Below are 16,850 nucleotides of genomic sequence, written 5' to 3'. Positions count from 1 at the left end.
GTATCAATATCGATCTCATGGAATTTGGCTGACTCTGAGGGTAGGAATGCAAACAACTGACGCCAACCAAGCTTCAATTCGCGTCGATGTCGCCGTAGATGATTCCTCGACCGCCCGTTCCGATGTAAACGCGTCCGAACCGCTTAGGGTCGCCGGCGACGACGCGAATCTCGCCGAATTGATGCCGATCGTCATTGATACGAATCCATGACTTTCCCCCATCACTGGATCGATAGAAACCCTGAACGCCGTCCAGCTTGCCAACGCCGAACAACGCGGGAAGCTCACCTTCGCTCGCAGACTTCCCCTGACCCAATGACACGACCTCGGTGAGTTCGCCAACTTTATCAAAGCTTGCTCCGGCATCCGTCGACGCGAACACTCCTTCTTTAGTTCCCATGATTAGATAGCCGCGACGACCAGCCACAGGGACCATCGTGCTCCAATAGGTCGCCTCGGGTAGTTCCGACGCGCTGCGAGTAAACGACTTTCCCTTGTCAACGCTAACGTAGACGAAGCCCTTACTGTTGTCCGTGGCATAGAACACATCGGAATCCACCGGGTCAGCATGAGGCCGCAGCCGACCATTGAGTCCGCTTGCTGAGGTCCAATTTTGTCCACGATCCGCAGTGCGCCAAACGGTGCCTTCGCCGCCTTCGGGAGACCAAACCCAAACCTGTCCGTCTGCGCTGACGGCCACGTGTCCCTGATTCACATCAGGCTCGGGGAGACTGGGGGCGGGTTGCCAACTTTGGCCACCGTCGAGTGAATAGGCAATCGTAGCACTTTCGTTGTCACCCCAATTGCGATGCCCAGCCCGCACCACAAGCTTCGGGTCCGACACTGCTGTGGCCAACGACGTTGTATTGCTGAAACGGGGATTCCGATGAGACCGGCTGACAAGATCGTCAACGGAATCATGCTTGAAGCCGCCGATGTCACCGACAGCGGAAATCAAATCGGCGCCTTCAGCGGGGCTTAACAACGCAAGCGGCACCGTCTCTTCAAGGCCTTTGACCTGTGGCTTCCAGTATGTCGCTTGGTTTCGGGCCGCGTCAGTAAGGTTGGACGAACCGATGATTCCAGCGCCCGTGACATAACAAACCTTGTTGTCATCGAACGGGTCGATTTCGATATCGCTCATCCAGTGACCAATTTCCATGTGCCCCTGATCGTTCGCTAACCAAGGACATTCCGACGGATCTCGCACTGCTTTCTCGCTTGTGCTGATCCAAGTCTCCCCCGCGTCTTGCGAAAAGAACACTTCGTCCCGTCCCCATCGGTCCAACGTGGTCGTGATGACCGTGCTGGGGTTGGCGCGGCTAACGCTGATGCCGCCGTATCCGAAGTCACCGTTTTCCGGTCCAGGCACCAGGGGAGTGATTTCTTGCCAGGTTCCTTGATCGATATCATGTCGCCACACCGATCCACCGTCGCTGCCAATCGGCGACGGTTTGTTGCTGTAGGTGACGTACAACTTACGGTCGCTTGATAAAGCTGCGGTCGCAACTCGTGATCCACTCGGTTGACCTTCCACAAGCGACCACGTTTCACCGCCATCGTCAGATCGAAACCAACCCGGCTTCAAACTAGACACAGCCGCGTAGATCGTCTGCGTTGACGTTTCGTCCTCGCCCTTTGTCGGAACGAACGTCACATTGATAATCCCAACGGCTTGCGTCGTTGTTCCCCAAGCTACGACGCCCGCGTCATCTGACTCGGCCATGCTTGGAAACGAGTCCACTTTGTTCCACGTTTTGGCTGCGTCGATTGATTTCCACAACCCTGCGTCGCGTGAACCAAAGAACAACACGTTACCGTCGGCTGGATCGACCGCTAATCGTTCCCCATTCCCGCGTCCCGCTTCGTTGCCACCCATTCCAAATGGCATCCTCGTTCGATCCCACGTGTGCCCACGATCATCCGAACGCAGGATTTCTCCGTTCGGAACGTAGGAGTTGTTGTAGATGCCGGCTGCCAGATACACACGAGACGCATTGGAGGGATCGACGGCGAGGCTTTCAATGCCGGTTAAGTGCCAATCGTCGACTCCAAACATATCGGTGATAGGAATCCAAGATTCGTCGCTCGCATTCCAACGGTAAGCCCCGCCGACATCCGTCCTCGCGTACATCACTCCCTCCTCAGCCGGACTGGTGATGATCCCCGTCACAAACCCACCACCGCGAATCGTCACGTTCTTCCAGACGTATCCTGACTCGGAAGTGCTGTCAGAACCTATCGAAATGGCGGCGAGTGATCCCCATAGAAGGACGGCTAATGTTCGCATGACTTTTTCTATACTCATATCACTTTCCTGCAGACTGACGATGAACGCGGCCAGCGTGTTCTCAGAGCAAATTGTAACTCAATGGAAAGCAACCGAAGGCGAATACTGGAAACCTTCGGCATACCAACAAACGACAAGGTCACTGAGATCGGTTCAGCGCACCGAACCAGCCTTTTGAACGATTGGTGCCGTTAACGTCGACAATCGTATTCTCTGCTGGCCTGCATCGTCGAAGTTTTCGGGCGAAAGCCATGTCAAAAAGGCACGCTGAATGTCCGGCCACTCGCCATCAATCGCTGCGTACCACGCTGAATCGCGATTGCGTCCTTTCATGACGGTGTGCTGACGAAAAACGCCTTCGTAGGTGAACCCGAGTCGCTTGGCGGCGGCCCGTGACGGTGCGTTCATCGCATGACACTTCCACTCATACCGACGGTATCCAATCGTGAAGGCGCGTTCCATCATTAAGTACATGGCTTCGGTGGCCGCAGGCGTTCGCTGCAGCTTGGGTGAAAAGTTCACATGCCCAACCTCGATCGAACCACTAGCAGGCGTGATACGAAGGTAACTGGCCAGCCCCACCACATCGCCGGTCGAAAGATTGCGGATCACGAAGAATAGGGGATCGTTCGCCGTCCCGTTTTGTTCTAGCCACTCTCGAAATGCATCTCGACTATCAAAGGGCCCGTACGGCAAGTAGGTCCAGTTGAGCCCATGCTGATCTAATTGATAAGAGTCGAATAGCTCATCGGCGTGCAACGGAGGAACAAGCGCTTCCAAACGACAGAACCGACCTTGCATCGGGTCTCGACTTGGCCATGGCGGCTCAGTCCAACCAGCCACAATTGCATCAATGGGTTGCCCCATGGAATTCGTTTCAATCTCCATTGCGAAATACTCTTACCAAGAAAATGAGAAGGATGAACAGTTCATCTGGCTATCAGATGAATGCTGAATCGGGAAACTAATCAGCCTTCTCGATTGTGATGGGCTGAAACAATGATTGGTGAATCTCTGCTAACTCAGCCGCAGGAATCTTGATCTCCTTACGATCGTAAGTCATCAAACCGTTGATTTCGCCTTCGACGTCGGTGGTCTGAGTGTAGACACCAGCCGCGATGCCTTGGGCTCGAAGATCGTTAAGCATGTCGATCGACTTGACGTATCGTTGCTTGTATTCGTCTTTCGTCTTGGGAATGTCGCCGTAACCCCAATTGCGACGCTTGGCGTCCCACAGATGTCCTTCCACCGGAAAACCGTGTCCGCCAAACTCGCCGATCACCTTGATGTAGTTATCAAAGCGGTCATGGGTGTTTAAATCAAACGGAAAACCAGGATGGGGATAGCGGTGTTCGTCAACGATATCACCGACGGGCCAGAAGTTCCCGCCACTGGCAACGTTCACTAATCGACTAGGATCGCGTTGCGAAGTCCACTCACCTACTTTCATTGTCTGGTGCTGTCCCCAAGCTTCGTTGAACGGGACCCAGCAAACGATGGAAGGATGGTTTTCTAGCGACGTGATCATGCTTTCCAGCTCAAACATGAATTGCTTGTGTTGCTCAGCAGGCCATTGAGCATCTACGGGATCAGGTTTGAGCCGCGTCCATTCCGGCCACCCTTGCCTGCGTCCGATGCCGCCGCTGACTTGATCTTGCCAAACCATCATTCCGATTCGGTCACAATGGTAATAGTATCGCCGCGGTTCAACTTTGATGTGTTTGCGAATCATGTTGAACCCCGCATCTTTGAGCCACTGAATGTCAGACAACATTGCTTGATCGGACGGTGGAGTCAGCAAACCATCCGGCCACCAACCTTGGTCCAACGGTCCCCAATGGAAAATCGGATTGCCGTTAAGCGTGAAACGCCACTGCCCATCTTTGTCCTTTACCTTGCCGACTGTACGAATACCCGCGTAAGATTCGACGCGATCAAGCGTTCGCCCCGCCGAATCTAAAAGTGAAACTTCAAGTTCGTACAGATGCGGCTTTGACGGGGACCAGAGCTTCGCATTGGCTGGCTTGATTGCTAATTCGTTAGCGTTGCCTTCCAATGACGCGACTGGTTCGCCATTGTCTTTCACTACCACTCGTACCGCTGCCACTCCTGCGCGTCCTTGGATTTCGGGAGCGATCGAGATCTCACCCGCCCTGGCATCAGTCTTGATCTTCAAATCTGTAATGTGACTTTGAGGGACCGTTTCGAGCCAAACGGTTTGCCAGATCCCCGACACCTGCGTGTACCAAATTCCGCGAGCATTCAGAGTTTGCTTGCCCCGCAGTTGGTAGCCGTCCGTTTTGTCTTCGACACGCACGACGAGATCGTTCTCACCATCCTTTGCCGCATCAGTGATGTCGATCGAAAAGGGAGTGTTTCCACCTTGGTGGCTACCGACCGTCGTTCCATTGACAAACACTTCACAACGATAGTCGACCGCTTCGAAGTTTAAAATGAGCCGGTGGTCTTCGTTGTAATCGGTTGCGAACGTCCGGTGGTACCAAAGCGTCTCGGATCCATCGAGCAAACGATGTACTCCGCCAAGCGTGGACTCTAAGCAGAAAGGAACGAGAATTTCGCCGTCCCACTGCACTGGAATTTCACGCTCTTTTGCATCGGTGATTGCGTAGTCCCACGTGCCATTCAAATTTACCCATGGTTCGCGTCGCATCATCGGCCGCGGATACTCAAGCCACGCGTTATCAGCCGACACGGCTTCGCCCCACTTCGTAATTAACCTTGACTTGAACGGTTTCGTATTGCGTTTCGGTGGCGGCAACTGCCGAACCTTGTCCGCATCAACAAAATGCACATCGATAAATTGTCCGCCACCGGTTTGACCACAACGCACCGCCATCAAGTTGCTGCCCTTCTTAATAACAGACCGCTTGCCCGCTGGGATTGGAATCACGGCGTAGTCCGTCGCAAACCCGCTTAGCTTCGCCACCGACTTGCCGTTGATAAACACTTCCGCATCTTCGTCGTGGTGAATCAAAAGAGCAGGATTGCTAGGCAGGTCGTCAACACGAAATGACTTACGAAGCCAAATCATATTGGTCGCCCAAATGGTTCCCACTCGCGATCCTGGCGTGTCACGAGTTCCAAATCCACCTTGGCCAGTCATCCAGTTCGCGTCATCAAATCCATCGCTCTGCCAACCCTTCGCCGGCCGACGGAGTGTATAACGCCAAGTATCAAAGACCTCCTCAGCCAAAGAATGACCGCACAAAAGGCAAAACAGAAACGTCAGTCCTAGGGATCGCATGATGAATCGCGTTGCGTCAGAGTTTCGTAAATAACAAGAGTAAGCGTCGATAACGCCCAACCAGAATACGCATCACCGATAGTGTCCGCCACTACTTGAGCCGGCCTCTGGTCAAAAGTCCTGCGCGGACGAAACGACTACCTTCAACTTACAGCATCGCTTTGCGATCGATCATCGCAAACATCAACCACCCATCATCAACCACCACGCGATACCTCCAAGTATGCGATCAGGCTACAATCGACATGACCAGAGCATGTCCCATACTTGTTGCCCCACTGCTTCTTGACCCCTTACGGTACTACGATGAATCGCTCACTTCTTGATGCTTTCTCCACCACATGCATTGCATGCGTGCTAATTGCCTGCGTTGTGATTGCGGGGGTGTCAACTGCGACGGCTCAGAGCGACTATGTTGGTCGCGGTTCCGATGCCGACTGGCGAGTTGCAGCTCAGAAACGCATTGACCGACATCGCAAGGCCGACTTGAAGATCACCGTCCAGCAAGAAGACGGAACGAAGGTCCGGAACGCAAAAGTCACAGCAAAGTTGCAGCGTCACGCATTCAACTTCGGAACCGCCGTCGATCCCCGATTCTTCCTTCCGACAGAGAAGTCGTACGACGCCCGATACGAAAAGACACTCAAGCGTGCGTTTCATGCGGCAGTGTTTGAAAACCACATGAAATGGCGAGCTTGGGCAGGAGGATTTGGCCCCCATTTTTCACAAACCGTCACGCTAAACGGTTTGGACTGGCTCAACAACAATGAATTTGATGTTCGTGGTCATGCGATGATTTGGCCGAGATACAACAGCGTTCCCGATGATGTCCGCGCATTACTCGACATCCCCCACCCAACTGACTCGGAACGACAACAACTCTACGACGCGACGTTCGCGCAAATCAATGACATTGGTCTAGCAACGAAAGGAAAAGTATCCGCATGGGACGTTATCAATGAACCGCGAACGAGCTTCGACATCGAGGACAAGCTGATCGGATTTACCGCGCCGGGCCAACCTGCTATTGCTAGTCGAACGGACCTGCGAAAACGCTGGCTTAATGCCGCTCAAACGGCTGCGCCTGATGCGATGCTAGTGATCAACGACTACGCGATCTTACCCGGCGGCGACAATCCAACAAAGCCACGCATGGATAACTTTACGATTCTGAGGGAACTTGTTTCCGCTGGAGCTCCGGTGCATGCAATCGGATTCCAATCTCATTTTAAAGACCTTGAATTCCGTCCGAACGGGAGTCGCGATGTCACTGGCATTCCTCACGTCATCAATTTGCTCGATTCCTACCAGCGCGAATTTGGCCTTCCGATTCAAATCACCGAGTTCGACATTCAAAGCGATGATGCGGATTTGAAGGCGGACTACACAAGAGATTTCTTGATGGCAACCTTTTCGCATCCATCCGTCGACTCGTTAACGTTCTGGGGCTTTTGGGAAGGTAAAATGTCGAGCCCAGAAGGAGCACTGTTTGACAACGATTTCAACATCACACCAAACGGCCAAGCGTATCTGGACTTGGTTCAGCGCGAGTGGCGGACCGAAGCAGTGGGAGGAACGAATTCCGATGGGATTTTTGTGACACGAGGATTCAAGGGTGAATACCTTGTCACCGTTGAACATGGTGGCCAAACGCAACAAGTTACCGGATCGCTTGGCGACGGAGAACTCGAATTAGTCGTCACTATGGCCGCAACGGCAGCATCCCAAAAATGACCTTTGCATGCCTTGTTTGCCACAACCACTTGCCTGCTTTATCGCTGCTTCTTGAACACTCTCGTCCAAGTCACATCAAACGACCGCCGGTTCTATTCATCGAGTCCAAGCGACTGCAATGTGAACGTCGACTGCTGACCCAACCCTGCGTTCGCACGCTATTCGAACATGCTTCCAATCGTAAACGAGCTTCGAATTTCGTCCTCGGTCATGGCACGTTTGAATAACGACAGTTCGTCGATTCGTCCTCGCAATTCTCGGTTGTAGTAAATCTCATCTGCTTCGTCGTCCAGTGTGCTGCCGAATGCTCCGATCGTACTAGGACCAAACACAATGGGGTCGCTTCCCGACCACTCTTCACTGGCAACAGGATTCCCGTTCAAAAAGTAAGTGGCGATTCCGAGCTTGCGATCGAGTACCGCAGCGAGGTGACTCCAACGGCCTAGCGGAACCGGCGATTCGTTGCATGTAATCGTGTACCCCTCGCTTACGCCTACGCGGAAAGCTCCATCGCGCATAAGATTCCAATGATGCTCGCCGGGCTGCCAATCGTTCGTATTGAAAAACGTTTGCAGAGCATTGTCGAAACGATTGACCTGAATCCAAGCCATCATCGTGACGGCGTCGTAGCTACCAGGAATATCAAGCTCAACGCGGTCGCCAGCATTCTCCAATAGCAACGCACCCTTATCGGGCCACCGTCCCGAGGCCCAATAGCAACCACGAATCACACCATTAGTCGGTGACGTTGTACTGCTTACCCGGTTCTTCAGCACCCGGTCATTATCTGGCTCAACTTCAAAATCAAAGTACAAGACAGCGTCCGGATCTCGACGAAGTTCATTGCTATGACGCAACCACTGCTGATACCCAATGTCAGTGCGCGTAGCAAATCCCTGGCTTGCTGTTCGACTCAGTGCGTGACGACCGTCCTGGTCCCAAGCAATGGCCATGTCTTCGGTTAGCAATTCGCCGGGCTGTCCCTTTTGATGCAACTGGACTTCACCCGCGAACACGTGAAGCTCACTGCGATCGGCTTCGTCCACGACGACACCGAACTCGGTGCCAAGATCTTCGACCTGCATGTTCGCGGTGGAAATCACAAACCCGTGGCCCGATTCAGGAACAATCGCGCGAGCGCGTCCGAGATCCAGCCGCATATGCATGGCATCAACAATCGTATACTTCGCAGGAGATTGCATAGAAACTTCGACACCGTTTTCGAATCGCATCGTGACTGCGCCCGCAATAAGATGGTAGTCGCCAGCAACAAAATTGCCTTCAATTGGCATTTGTTCGTTGGCAAACTGATCATCGAACGAAACAACCAACGTCGCGACCACATTAGTTGGCGAGACCTTTGGCTGCATTCTCGTCCACCACATCCCCGCGACCATGACCATCACCGCAGCGGCGAGAGCAGGGATTACAAGCCAACGTAGGTTGGTTCCTCGTTTCGCAACCGCGATCGTTGAATCACCGGAAAGAGAACGCAACTCGGCATCGACCATGGTCGCTTCACGAAAACGATCTCGTAGTTCACGATGCAACCCCAACAGCTCGGTAAACTCCGCTTCGTCAGGCGCAGTAAGGCAACCGAGCAAGTATTGGTCTAATAATTCGTCAAATCGACCTTGATGGTTTTCAATTTGTTTCATGACCTAAACCGATTTAATGCCCAGGGATAGTCGCCGGTCGACGCACGAGCGCAACTTACTACGCAATCGGCCCAATTTCTTGTAAACACTGTTCGCACTCACACCGGTTTGTTCCGCCAGTTCCGCTGCACCGCCGGTGTAGCGATAGGACGATAGCAGCAGTTGTCGATGCTCGAATGAAAATTCGCTAAGACACTCTTGCACAGCCGATCGACGATCCGCAACGTGCTCGCAAGGCTGTTCGATATCCTCGCTCGCGATCAAAGACACAAGTTCGTCACTCAACACGAGCCGATCTCGGCTCAGTTTGCGACGGTGCTTGAGAGCTTCGAAACGGACAATCACCTTGGCCCAGTTTAGAAATTCTTCATCAGCTTGCAGTTGATCAATTTTCCGCCACATCACGACGCTAGATTCCTGCAGTACGTCATCAGCAGCGTCCCACGACGGCACCATCACGCGCGCCAAACCCGCAAGCTCCCGCTCGTGACGAATAAACAGCGATAGAAAACGTTCGTGATTCACAGTCTCTCTTCACTGGCAAACCAGTCTGTTTTACGAAAACTCGCATCTTGCTGGCTGGAAAATCCTAGTTTCAAACCCCCGTCCGAACGACAACCTGCCGCGAAGAATGGAAAAAATTGCCAGTTTATACGGCAGGTTCGCTTTGGCTTTGGAGTTTAAGAACGTTCGCGATTCCAGTCGCATTACCCTAGCGGTGGTCCATTCACCACAATCCCTTTCAATTTCTGCTAATTGTTCCGCCTGCCTTAAGCGAAAGATTTTCCTTGTTCCGATTCTGCTCTCTTTTCAATGCGTTGGCTGCAACCGGAGTCATTGGTTTGCTGACTGTGCCGAGTCTGCTTGCCGAACATCCTGATGACAATCTTGTCGACTTTCGAACCCAGGTGCAGCCGATTTTGTCGGATCGCTGTTTCCATTGCCATGGCCCTGATGCTCAGAACCAAGATTCCGCATTCCGCGCAGACAGCCGAGAAAACTTGTTTGCGGATTTAGGAGGATACTTTGCTGTCGTTCCTGGCAATGTCGACGAAAGCGAAATTCATCTACGCATCCACAGCGATGATGAAGAACTACTAATGCCGCCGCCGGATAGTAATCGATCTTTGTCGAAAGAAGAGAAGGCGACCATCGATCTTTGGATTCAACAGGGAGCTCCCTACCAAGGACACTGGGCATTTGAGAAACCGGTCAAGACCGATCCACCGGACGTAAATGGGAAATGGGGTAGCCATCCCATTGATTGTTTCATTGCTGAAAAATTGGCAAGCCATGGTTTGACGCCGTCTCCTTCCGCAGACCCCAGCACTCTGCTGCGCCGCGCGGCGCTAACGCTGACCGGATTGCTTCCGCCACAAGAGTTAAGCCAGGCTTACTTGGCCGACCCGAGTGATGAAGCCTATGCCGAGGCAATCGATGAACTGCTTAGTAGTGATGCCTACGCCGAACGTCAAACGTTGCGTTGGCTCGACGCAGCAAGGTACGCCGACACCGATGGCTATCAGGTCGATCAGGAACGGACGAATTGGCCGTGGAGAGATTGGGTGGTAAAAGCGTTTCGCGAAAACATGCCGTTCGATCAGTTTACGATCGAACAAATCGCTGGCGATATGCTTCCCAACGCCATCGAATCGCAGCAGATCGCGACCGCCTTCAACCGCAATCACCGTCAAAACAATGAATCCGGTGCATTGGCAAAAGAGTTCTTTGTTGAAAACGTCATCGACCGTGTGGAAACGACATCGACGGTTTGGCTTGGCTTAACGTTTGGATGTTCACGCTGCCACGACCACAAGTACGACCCGCTAACGCAGCGTGAGTTCTATCAGATGTTCGCTTACTTCAACAACATTGGCGAAAGTGGAATCGGTAAGGGTGTGAACGCTAACCCAACCCTGAAGACATCGTCGCCGTTAGTCGACGTGCCGGAGAATCTTCGCGCGGCGATGAAGGAGGCGAATCGAAACTTGACGATCGCCGAGAAAGACTTCAATCAGCGGTTGTCAGGACTGATCGAATCACTTGAAACCAAAGTGAACGAAGCGATCGGCTTGAATGAAGATGCCGCACCAACACTTGGCCTCGAAGCGGACTTGGTATCGGCACTACAAGTAACGGCGGAAAAGCGAACCTATCAACACAAAAAAGTGCTGCGGGAACATTTTGAACGTCTCGATGAACCGCTCATGGATGCTCGAAGAGTGGCTCGTAACGCTGAGCAAGAACTCAAGCAAATCGGTGCGGCACCCGCGACGATCATGGTGATGCGTGAAAAGAGTGGTGAACCCACTCCGGCGTACCTCCTCGCTCGCGGCCAATACGATGCCCCCGTGATGGACACGCCGCTATCACGAGGTGTTCCCACTTGGCTATTGGCTAACCAAGATTCAAAGCAACCTGCCAATCGCTTGGAACTTGCACGTTGGCTGGTCTCGCCGGACAACCCAATCACGGCTCGAGTGATCGTGAATAGAATTTGGCAGGATCACTTCGGCATCGGTTTAGTTAGCACCGCAAACGACTTCGGTATCCAGGGCGAGCGACCTTCCCATCCCGAATTGCTCGACTGGCTAGCAGTCGAATTTGTCGAGTCGGGCTGGGACATCAAGGCGATGCACCGCTTGATCGTGACCAGTCAAACGTATCGACAATCGTCAAAAGCAGACCCTAAACAAATCGCAAACGATCCGAAGAACCGCTTACTCTCGCGCGGACCTCGCTATCGCGCCGACGGATTTACGATTCGTGATTTAGCGCTTCAAGCCAGCGGACTTCTCGACGAAACGGTGGGCGGACCGTCCGTTAAACCGTATCAACCCAAGGGACTTTGGGAGACAGTGGCAGCCGACGCTGGCACAACCTATACACCCAGCGGACCAGAGGGCTTGTACCGCAAAAGCATGTACACGTACTGGAAACGAGCAGTGAACCCACCCCGACAAATCATTTTTGACGCGGGAGGGCGTGAGGTTTGTAGTGTCGCTGCCAATCGTACAAACACTCCGCTTCAAGCTCTCGTGCTAATGAACGACCCAACGTTCATCGAGAGCGCACGCAAGCTTGCTGAACGCGTTTTGTCACTTGCGTATTCTGAAAACAATGACACAGCAAAGGATGATGCCAACGTGACACAGATGTACCGCATAGCGGTCTCACAACCTTGTTCAGACAAGACCATCGACGTCCTCATCAAGAACTTGAACTATTTTCGAAAGCACTACGCGGCGAAACCCGACGATGCCGAAAAATTGTTAGCAGTAGGCCAATCAGTATCGAACGACGCCCTTGACCGAATTGAATTGGCTGCGATGACAGCAGTCGCTCACTTGATTTTAAACACCGACGAATTCATGTCGATTGAATGACGTTGCTGATTCCCGGAAGAAAAAGTTCTTATTGCGGACGAATGAACGCACCATCCAATCCGTCCAATTGATTGCCAACCCAAAACTGACTTTAAAGATGGATCAACCAAACTTTCTCGACGAACATCGCATGCTCCACACACGGCGGCACTTCTTCTCTCGCTCGGCGACTGGCATTGGCGCAGCCGCGTTGGCGGCAATGATGGGAAAGGACTCGTTTGCCGAGCCCGCCTCTTCAACACCATCGCTGAACGCTCGTCCGAATGGAATTTTGGACCAGTATCACACTCCACCTAAAGCCAAGCGAGTGATCTACCTGTTTCAGAGTGGTGCACCGTCTCAACAGGAATTGTTTGATCACAAACCCGAACTGCAGAAACACGAGGGCGAGGAGTTAAGCAAGTTTGTTGAAATGAATCAGCGGGTCACCGGCATGACGGCGGGACAATCGTCGTTTCCCTTGGCCGGGTCTCGGTATAAGTTCGAACGTCATGGTGAATGCGGAATGGAGCTCGGTAGCGAACTGTTGCCCAAAATTTCCTCGCTTGCCGATGACATCTGCCTGATTCGTTCGATGCATACCGAGGCAATCAACCACGATCCCGCGATCACGTTCTTTCAAACCGGCCACCAATTGCCGGGTCGACCAAGCATTGGTTCCTGGCTGCACTATGGCTTGGGAAGTGCCAACGAGAACTTACCGACCTTCATCGCGATGGTGTCCCGAGGTACCGGGCGCCCCAATTGCCAACCGCTATACGATCGCCTTTGGGGCAGCGGTTTTCTGCCGTCGACGCACGCGGGCGTGAAGTTGATGAGCGTCGGTGATCCGGTTCTGTATTTGGGGAACCCCGACGGAATTGATTCGTCAGCTCGACGACGAATGCTCGATGACTTGGCAAAACTGAATCAGGAAAATCTCGATGAATTCGGTGACCCGGAAATCAATACGCGGATTCAGCAATACGAGCTGGCCTACCGAATGCAAACCTCAGTGCCTGAACTGATTGATTTTTCGGATGAGCCGCAGCATGTACTCGATGCCTATGGGCCAGACGTCATGCAACGAGGCTCCTATGCTTACAACTGCTTACTGGCTCGACGACTCGCCGAGCGAGATGTGCGTTTTATTCAGTTGTTTCACATGGGATGGGACCAGCACGTCACCTTACCGAAGCAACTACCCGGCCAATGTCGCGATGTTGACCAAGCGACCGCTGCACTAGTGAACGACTTGAAACAACGCGGCTTGCTTGAAGACACATTGGTCGTTTGGGGCGGGGAGTTTGGTCGAACTTCGTATTGCCAAGGTGAGTTGACCGCAGAAACTTACGGTCGCGATCACCACCCGCGATGTTTCTCACTATGGATGGCAGGTGCCGGCATTAAGCCGGGCATGACCTACGGAGCGACCGACGAGATGTGCTACAACATCACCGAGAACCCGGTTCATGTTCACGACTTGCACGCCACGATGTTGCACTTGATGGGTATCGACCACGAGAAATTGACGTATCGCTTTCAAGGCCGCTATTTCCGACTGACGGACGTGCATGGTCACGTCGTGAAAGACATCCTTAGCTGACAACAGACGTAGCTGACAACGAACGTAGCTGATCATTCAATCGCGATCGCTAGCGGCGCGACTGATACGGACAACATCAAGAATTGCCTTGTACCACTGGCATTTAAAAGTGGTGCCACTCAAGACCAATCAAGCCTCGAAGGCAGCACCCTTTCGCGAACCGGCTCGCGTATTCCAAATCTCACCGTCGGGGAAACGATGCTTGCCGACGAACGCAGATAGAAATTCTAGCCCCCAACCGGGCGCCGATGGCGTGACGTAACAACCGGCTTTGGTCGCTACCGGACTCTCGACCGCTTCCTGCAAGAAGTCAATGTACTCGACCAATTGCGTATCGGAATGCCCCGCGACCGCGATCTGGTCCCACATCCCATAATGCTGGATCATGTTGCAGAGAGCGATTCCGCCACCATGCGGGCAAACGGGTACGCCGTACTTCGCGGCCATCAAGATGATCGCCATTACGTCGTTCACTCCGGCCACCCGGACCGCATCAATTTGGCAGTACTTGATCGCACCACTCTTAAGCAATTGCTTGAAAATCACCGGCGATGCAGCGTGCTCGCCACAAGCGAAACCGAAGTCGGCATCAGCGAACGTCGATGCCAGTTCGATGTACCCAAGAACGTCATCACGAGCGATGGGCTCTTCAACCCATTTCAATCCGAAGGAACGATAAGCCTCGACGTGACGCTTCGCTTCCTCAACCCCCCAGTACTGATTGGCGTCAACCATCAGATTGCAATCAGGTCCAATCGCATCTCGCATAAACTGGATGCGTTCAACATCTCGCTGTGAATCCTGGCCGACTTTTAACTTGAACGAATCAAAACCTTGATCTTGAAGTTTGCGAATGGTTGCTAGGATTTGGTCGTTCGTCAAACCCAGCCAACCGGCAGTGCAGTACGCTTTGGGCCCGAGTTCTGACATTTCGAGCTCACGCTTGCCTACGTTTGCACGACGATCTTGCAACATCGCGATCGCTTCGTCTCGCGTCAACGCATCGCTGATATTTCGCCAATCAATGCAGTCGGCAACAAACTCGGGCTCAAGGTCAACCAGCAACTTCCAAAGAGGCTTGTCGAGTGACTTTGCCCATAAATCCCACATCGCATTAATGACCGCACCCGCAGCCATCCGGAACACGCCGTCGTGCAACCAGCGCAGTTGGTGATGGTCAATCAAGCGACGATACAAGTGGACCGGTGCTGTTGCAAAATCTTCGAGCGTGGTGCCAATGATTAATTGACAAAGGTCATTGATACCGTGGCAAATCCAATCGGTTCCCGCACCGACTGTGAACACAACGGATACCCCTCGCAACCCGCCGTCGGTTTCCAAATGCAAAACAGCAGATGAGTAGTCCGGCATTTTGTGAAAGGGATCTGAACCGAGCATCGCATCCGAAGTCGGAACACGTAGGTCAATCACCTCGGCGGAAGTGATCGTGATCTTTTGAGCGGTCATGAAGGATGCGACGTTCTGGGTGGGACAATCGGAGATGCGATAAGTCTAGGCAATAATATCGTTTACCACATGCCCTTTTACATCCGTCAACCGCATATCGCGACCACCAAAGCGAAACGTGCTGCGTGTATGGTCAACTCCCATCAAGTGCAACATCGTGGCATGCAAGTCGTGGATCTCAACTCGATTTTCAATCGCTTTGTAGCCCCATTCGTCGGTCGCGCCGTAGATCGAGCCCGGCTTTACTCCGCCACCGGCCATCCAAACAGTAAAACCGAACTGATTGTGATCGCGGCCATCGGCACCTTGAGCGAACGGCGTTCGCCCGAATTCACCCGCCCATACCACCAAAGTTTCGTCAAGCAAACCTCTTTGCCTAAGATCCTTCAGAAGCGCTGCAATGGGTTGATCTACGGCGCGAGCATTGTTCTCGTGGCCCTGTTTGAGCCCACCATGTTGATCCCAGCGATCGCCGCCGACCGCCGGGCAAGTCAGTTCAATGAACCTAACGCCTTTTTCGATCATTCGTCTCGCGATCAGGCATTGGGCCGCGTAAGTTCGAGTGGGTCCGTACTTCGACTCCATTCCATACATCTTTTTCAAGTGTTTGGGTTCGTCGGTCAACGACATCACCTCAGGGACAGCCATCTGCATCGCATAGGCCAACTCGTAGTTCCGAATCGCCGATTCAAGGCTATCGTGATTACCAAATTGTTCGGTAGCCAAGCCATCGAGTTGGTTGATCAACTGTAGCTTTCGCCGCTGATCCTCGTCGGTTGGTTCGTTGCGGCTGATGTTGGCGACACCTGTTCCTGACGGCTTGAAAACCGAACCCTGGTAGCTTGCGGGAAGAAAACCGCTGCCAAAGCAATCGAGTCCGCCGGGCGGTATCAATCCACCATTGATGACGACAAACCCCGGCAAGTCCTTGCATTCACTGCCCAGCCCATAATTCGCCCAAGCACCCATGCTGGGACGCCCCTGCAGTCCGCTACCGGTGTGCAGAAAGTAATTTGCGAACGTATGCTCAGGAAACTCAGAAACCATCGAGCGAATTAGAGCCAATTCGTCGACGCATGTTGCGACATGGGGAAACAGATCGCTAACGGGGATACCCGATTCACCGTATTGCTTGAACTTCCACGGACTCGCTAGCACCGTACCGTTGTTGTTGAACTGAGTCGGCTCAACGTCGAATAATTGTGAAGGATCTTTTCCGTTGAATTTTTCAAGCAACGGCTTGGGATCGAACGTATCAACCTGCGATGGTCCACCGTCCATGTACAAGAAGATCACATTCTTGGCTCGGACTTGATGATGGGGGCCGTGTCCTGCAAGGCCACCATCGGCAAACGCTCGGTCGCTACCGAGGGCAGCAAGCGCCACTGCACCAAACCCACTGCCACATCGACGAAGCATGTCGCGTCGTGTCGTCGGAGCAGACTGGTATCGCTGACATGGAAAA

General features: G+C 53.0%; 10 protein-coding genes. 3 read left to right on the top strand and 7 right to left on the bottom strand.

Annotated features, from left to right (window positions below):
* Positions 1-73 precede the first annotated feature (73 nt).
* The 3 genes from Pla22_RS12540 to Pla22_RS12530 all read right to left on the bottom strand — a co-directional run bounded on the left by Pla22_RS12540 (position 74) and on the right by Pla22_RS12530 (position 5,555).
* The gene (locus Pla22_RS12540; protein ID WP_146514916.1) at positions 74-2,308 is read right to left on the bottom strand and encodes an exo-alpha-sialidase; all 2,235 of its coding nucleotides are present in this window, start codon (positions 2,306-2,308) and stop codon (positions 74-76) included.
* A 135-nt stretch (positions 2,309-2,443) separates the two neighbouring features.
* A complete protein-coding gene (locus Pla22_RS12535) occupies positions 2,444-3,178 on the bottom strand; it encodes a GNAT family N-acetyltransferase (protein ID WP_146514915.1) in 735 nt (244 codons plus the stop codon).
* Between the two features lie 76 nt (positions 3,179-3,254).
* The gene (locus tag Pla22_RS12530; RefSeq protein WP_146514914.1) at positions 3,255-5,555 is read right to left on the bottom strand and encodes a glycoside hydrolase family 2 protein; all 2,301 of its coding nucleotides are present in this window, start codon (positions 5,553-5,555) and stop codon (positions 3,255-3,257) included.
* 306 nt (positions 5,556-5,861) lie between these two features.
* On the opposite strand from Pla22_RS12530, the gene Pla22_RS12525 reads away from it, so the two are divergent.
* A complete protein-coding gene (locus Pla22_RS12525) occupies positions 5,862-7,289 on the top strand; it encodes an endo-1,4-beta-xylanase (RefSeq protein ID WP_146514913.1) in 1,428 nt (475 codons plus the stop codon).
* Positions 7,290-7,447: 158 nt separating this feature from the next.
* On the opposite strand, the gene Pla22_RS12520 is transcribed toward Pla22_RS12525, so the two are convergent.
* Together Pla22_RS12520 and Pla22_RS12515 are read right to left on the bottom strand one after the other, a co-directional pair.
* Positions 7,448-8,947: a LamG-like jellyroll fold domain-containing protein gene (locus Pla22_RS12520; protein WP_146514912.1), complete on the bottom strand. Its 1,500-nt coding sequence runs from the start codon at positions 8,945-8,947 to the stop codon at positions 7,448-7,450.
* A 3-nt stretch (positions 8,948-8,950) separates the two neighbouring features.
* Positions 8,951-9,472, bottom strand: coding sequence for a sigma-70 family RNA polymerase sigma factor (locus tag Pla22_RS12515; RefSeq protein ID WP_146514911.1), 522 nt, complete (start codon positions 9,470-9,472; stop codon positions 8,951-8,953).
* Positions 9,473-9,735: 263 nt separating this feature from the next.
* Here Pla22_RS12515 and Pla22_RS12510 point away from each other — a divergent pair, with 263 nt between their 5' ends.
* Complete coding sequence (locus tag Pla22_RS12510; protein ID WP_146514910.1) at positions 9,736-12,333, top strand: PSD1 and planctomycete cytochrome C domain-containing protein; 2,598 nt, start codon at positions 9,736-9,738, stop codon at positions 12,331-12,333.
* Positions 12,334-12,430: 97 nt separating this feature from the next.
* Positions 12,431-13,918, top strand: a complete 1,488-nt coding sequence (locus Pla22_RS12505) for a DUF1501 domain-containing protein (protein WP_146514909.1) — start codon at positions 12,431-12,433, stop codon at positions 13,916-13,918.
* A 129-nt stretch (positions 13,919-14,047) separates the two neighbouring features.
* Here Pla22_RS12505 and Pla22_RS12500 read toward each other — a convergent pair whose 3' ends face one another.
* Both Pla22_RS12500 and Pla22_RS12495 read right to left on the bottom strand, forming a co-directional pair.
* Positions 14,048-15,385, bottom strand: coding sequence for an enolase C-terminal domain-like protein (locus Pla22_RS12500; RefSeq protein WP_146514908.1), 1,338 nt, complete (start codon positions 15,383-15,385; stop codon positions 14,048-14,050).
* A gap of 45 nt (positions 15,386-15,430) precedes the next feature.
* Positions 15,431-16,804 (bottom strand): DUF1501 domain-containing protein, encoded by a 1,374-nt coding sequence (locus tag Pla22_RS12495; RefSeq protein ID WP_146514907.1) that lies wholly within the window; start codon positions 16,802-16,804, stop codon positions 15,431-15,433.
* Between the last annotated feature and the right edge of the window lie 46 nt (positions 16,805-16,850).

The organism is Rubripirellula amarantea (assembly GCF_007859865.1).
Taxonomy (GTDB): Bacteria; Planctomycetota; Planctomycetia; order Pirellulales; family Pirellulaceae; genus Rubripirellula; species Rubripirellula amarantea.
The sequence above is the reverse complement of the archived record's forward strand: the minus strand, read 5'-3'. Positions and strand labels throughout refer to the sequence as shown.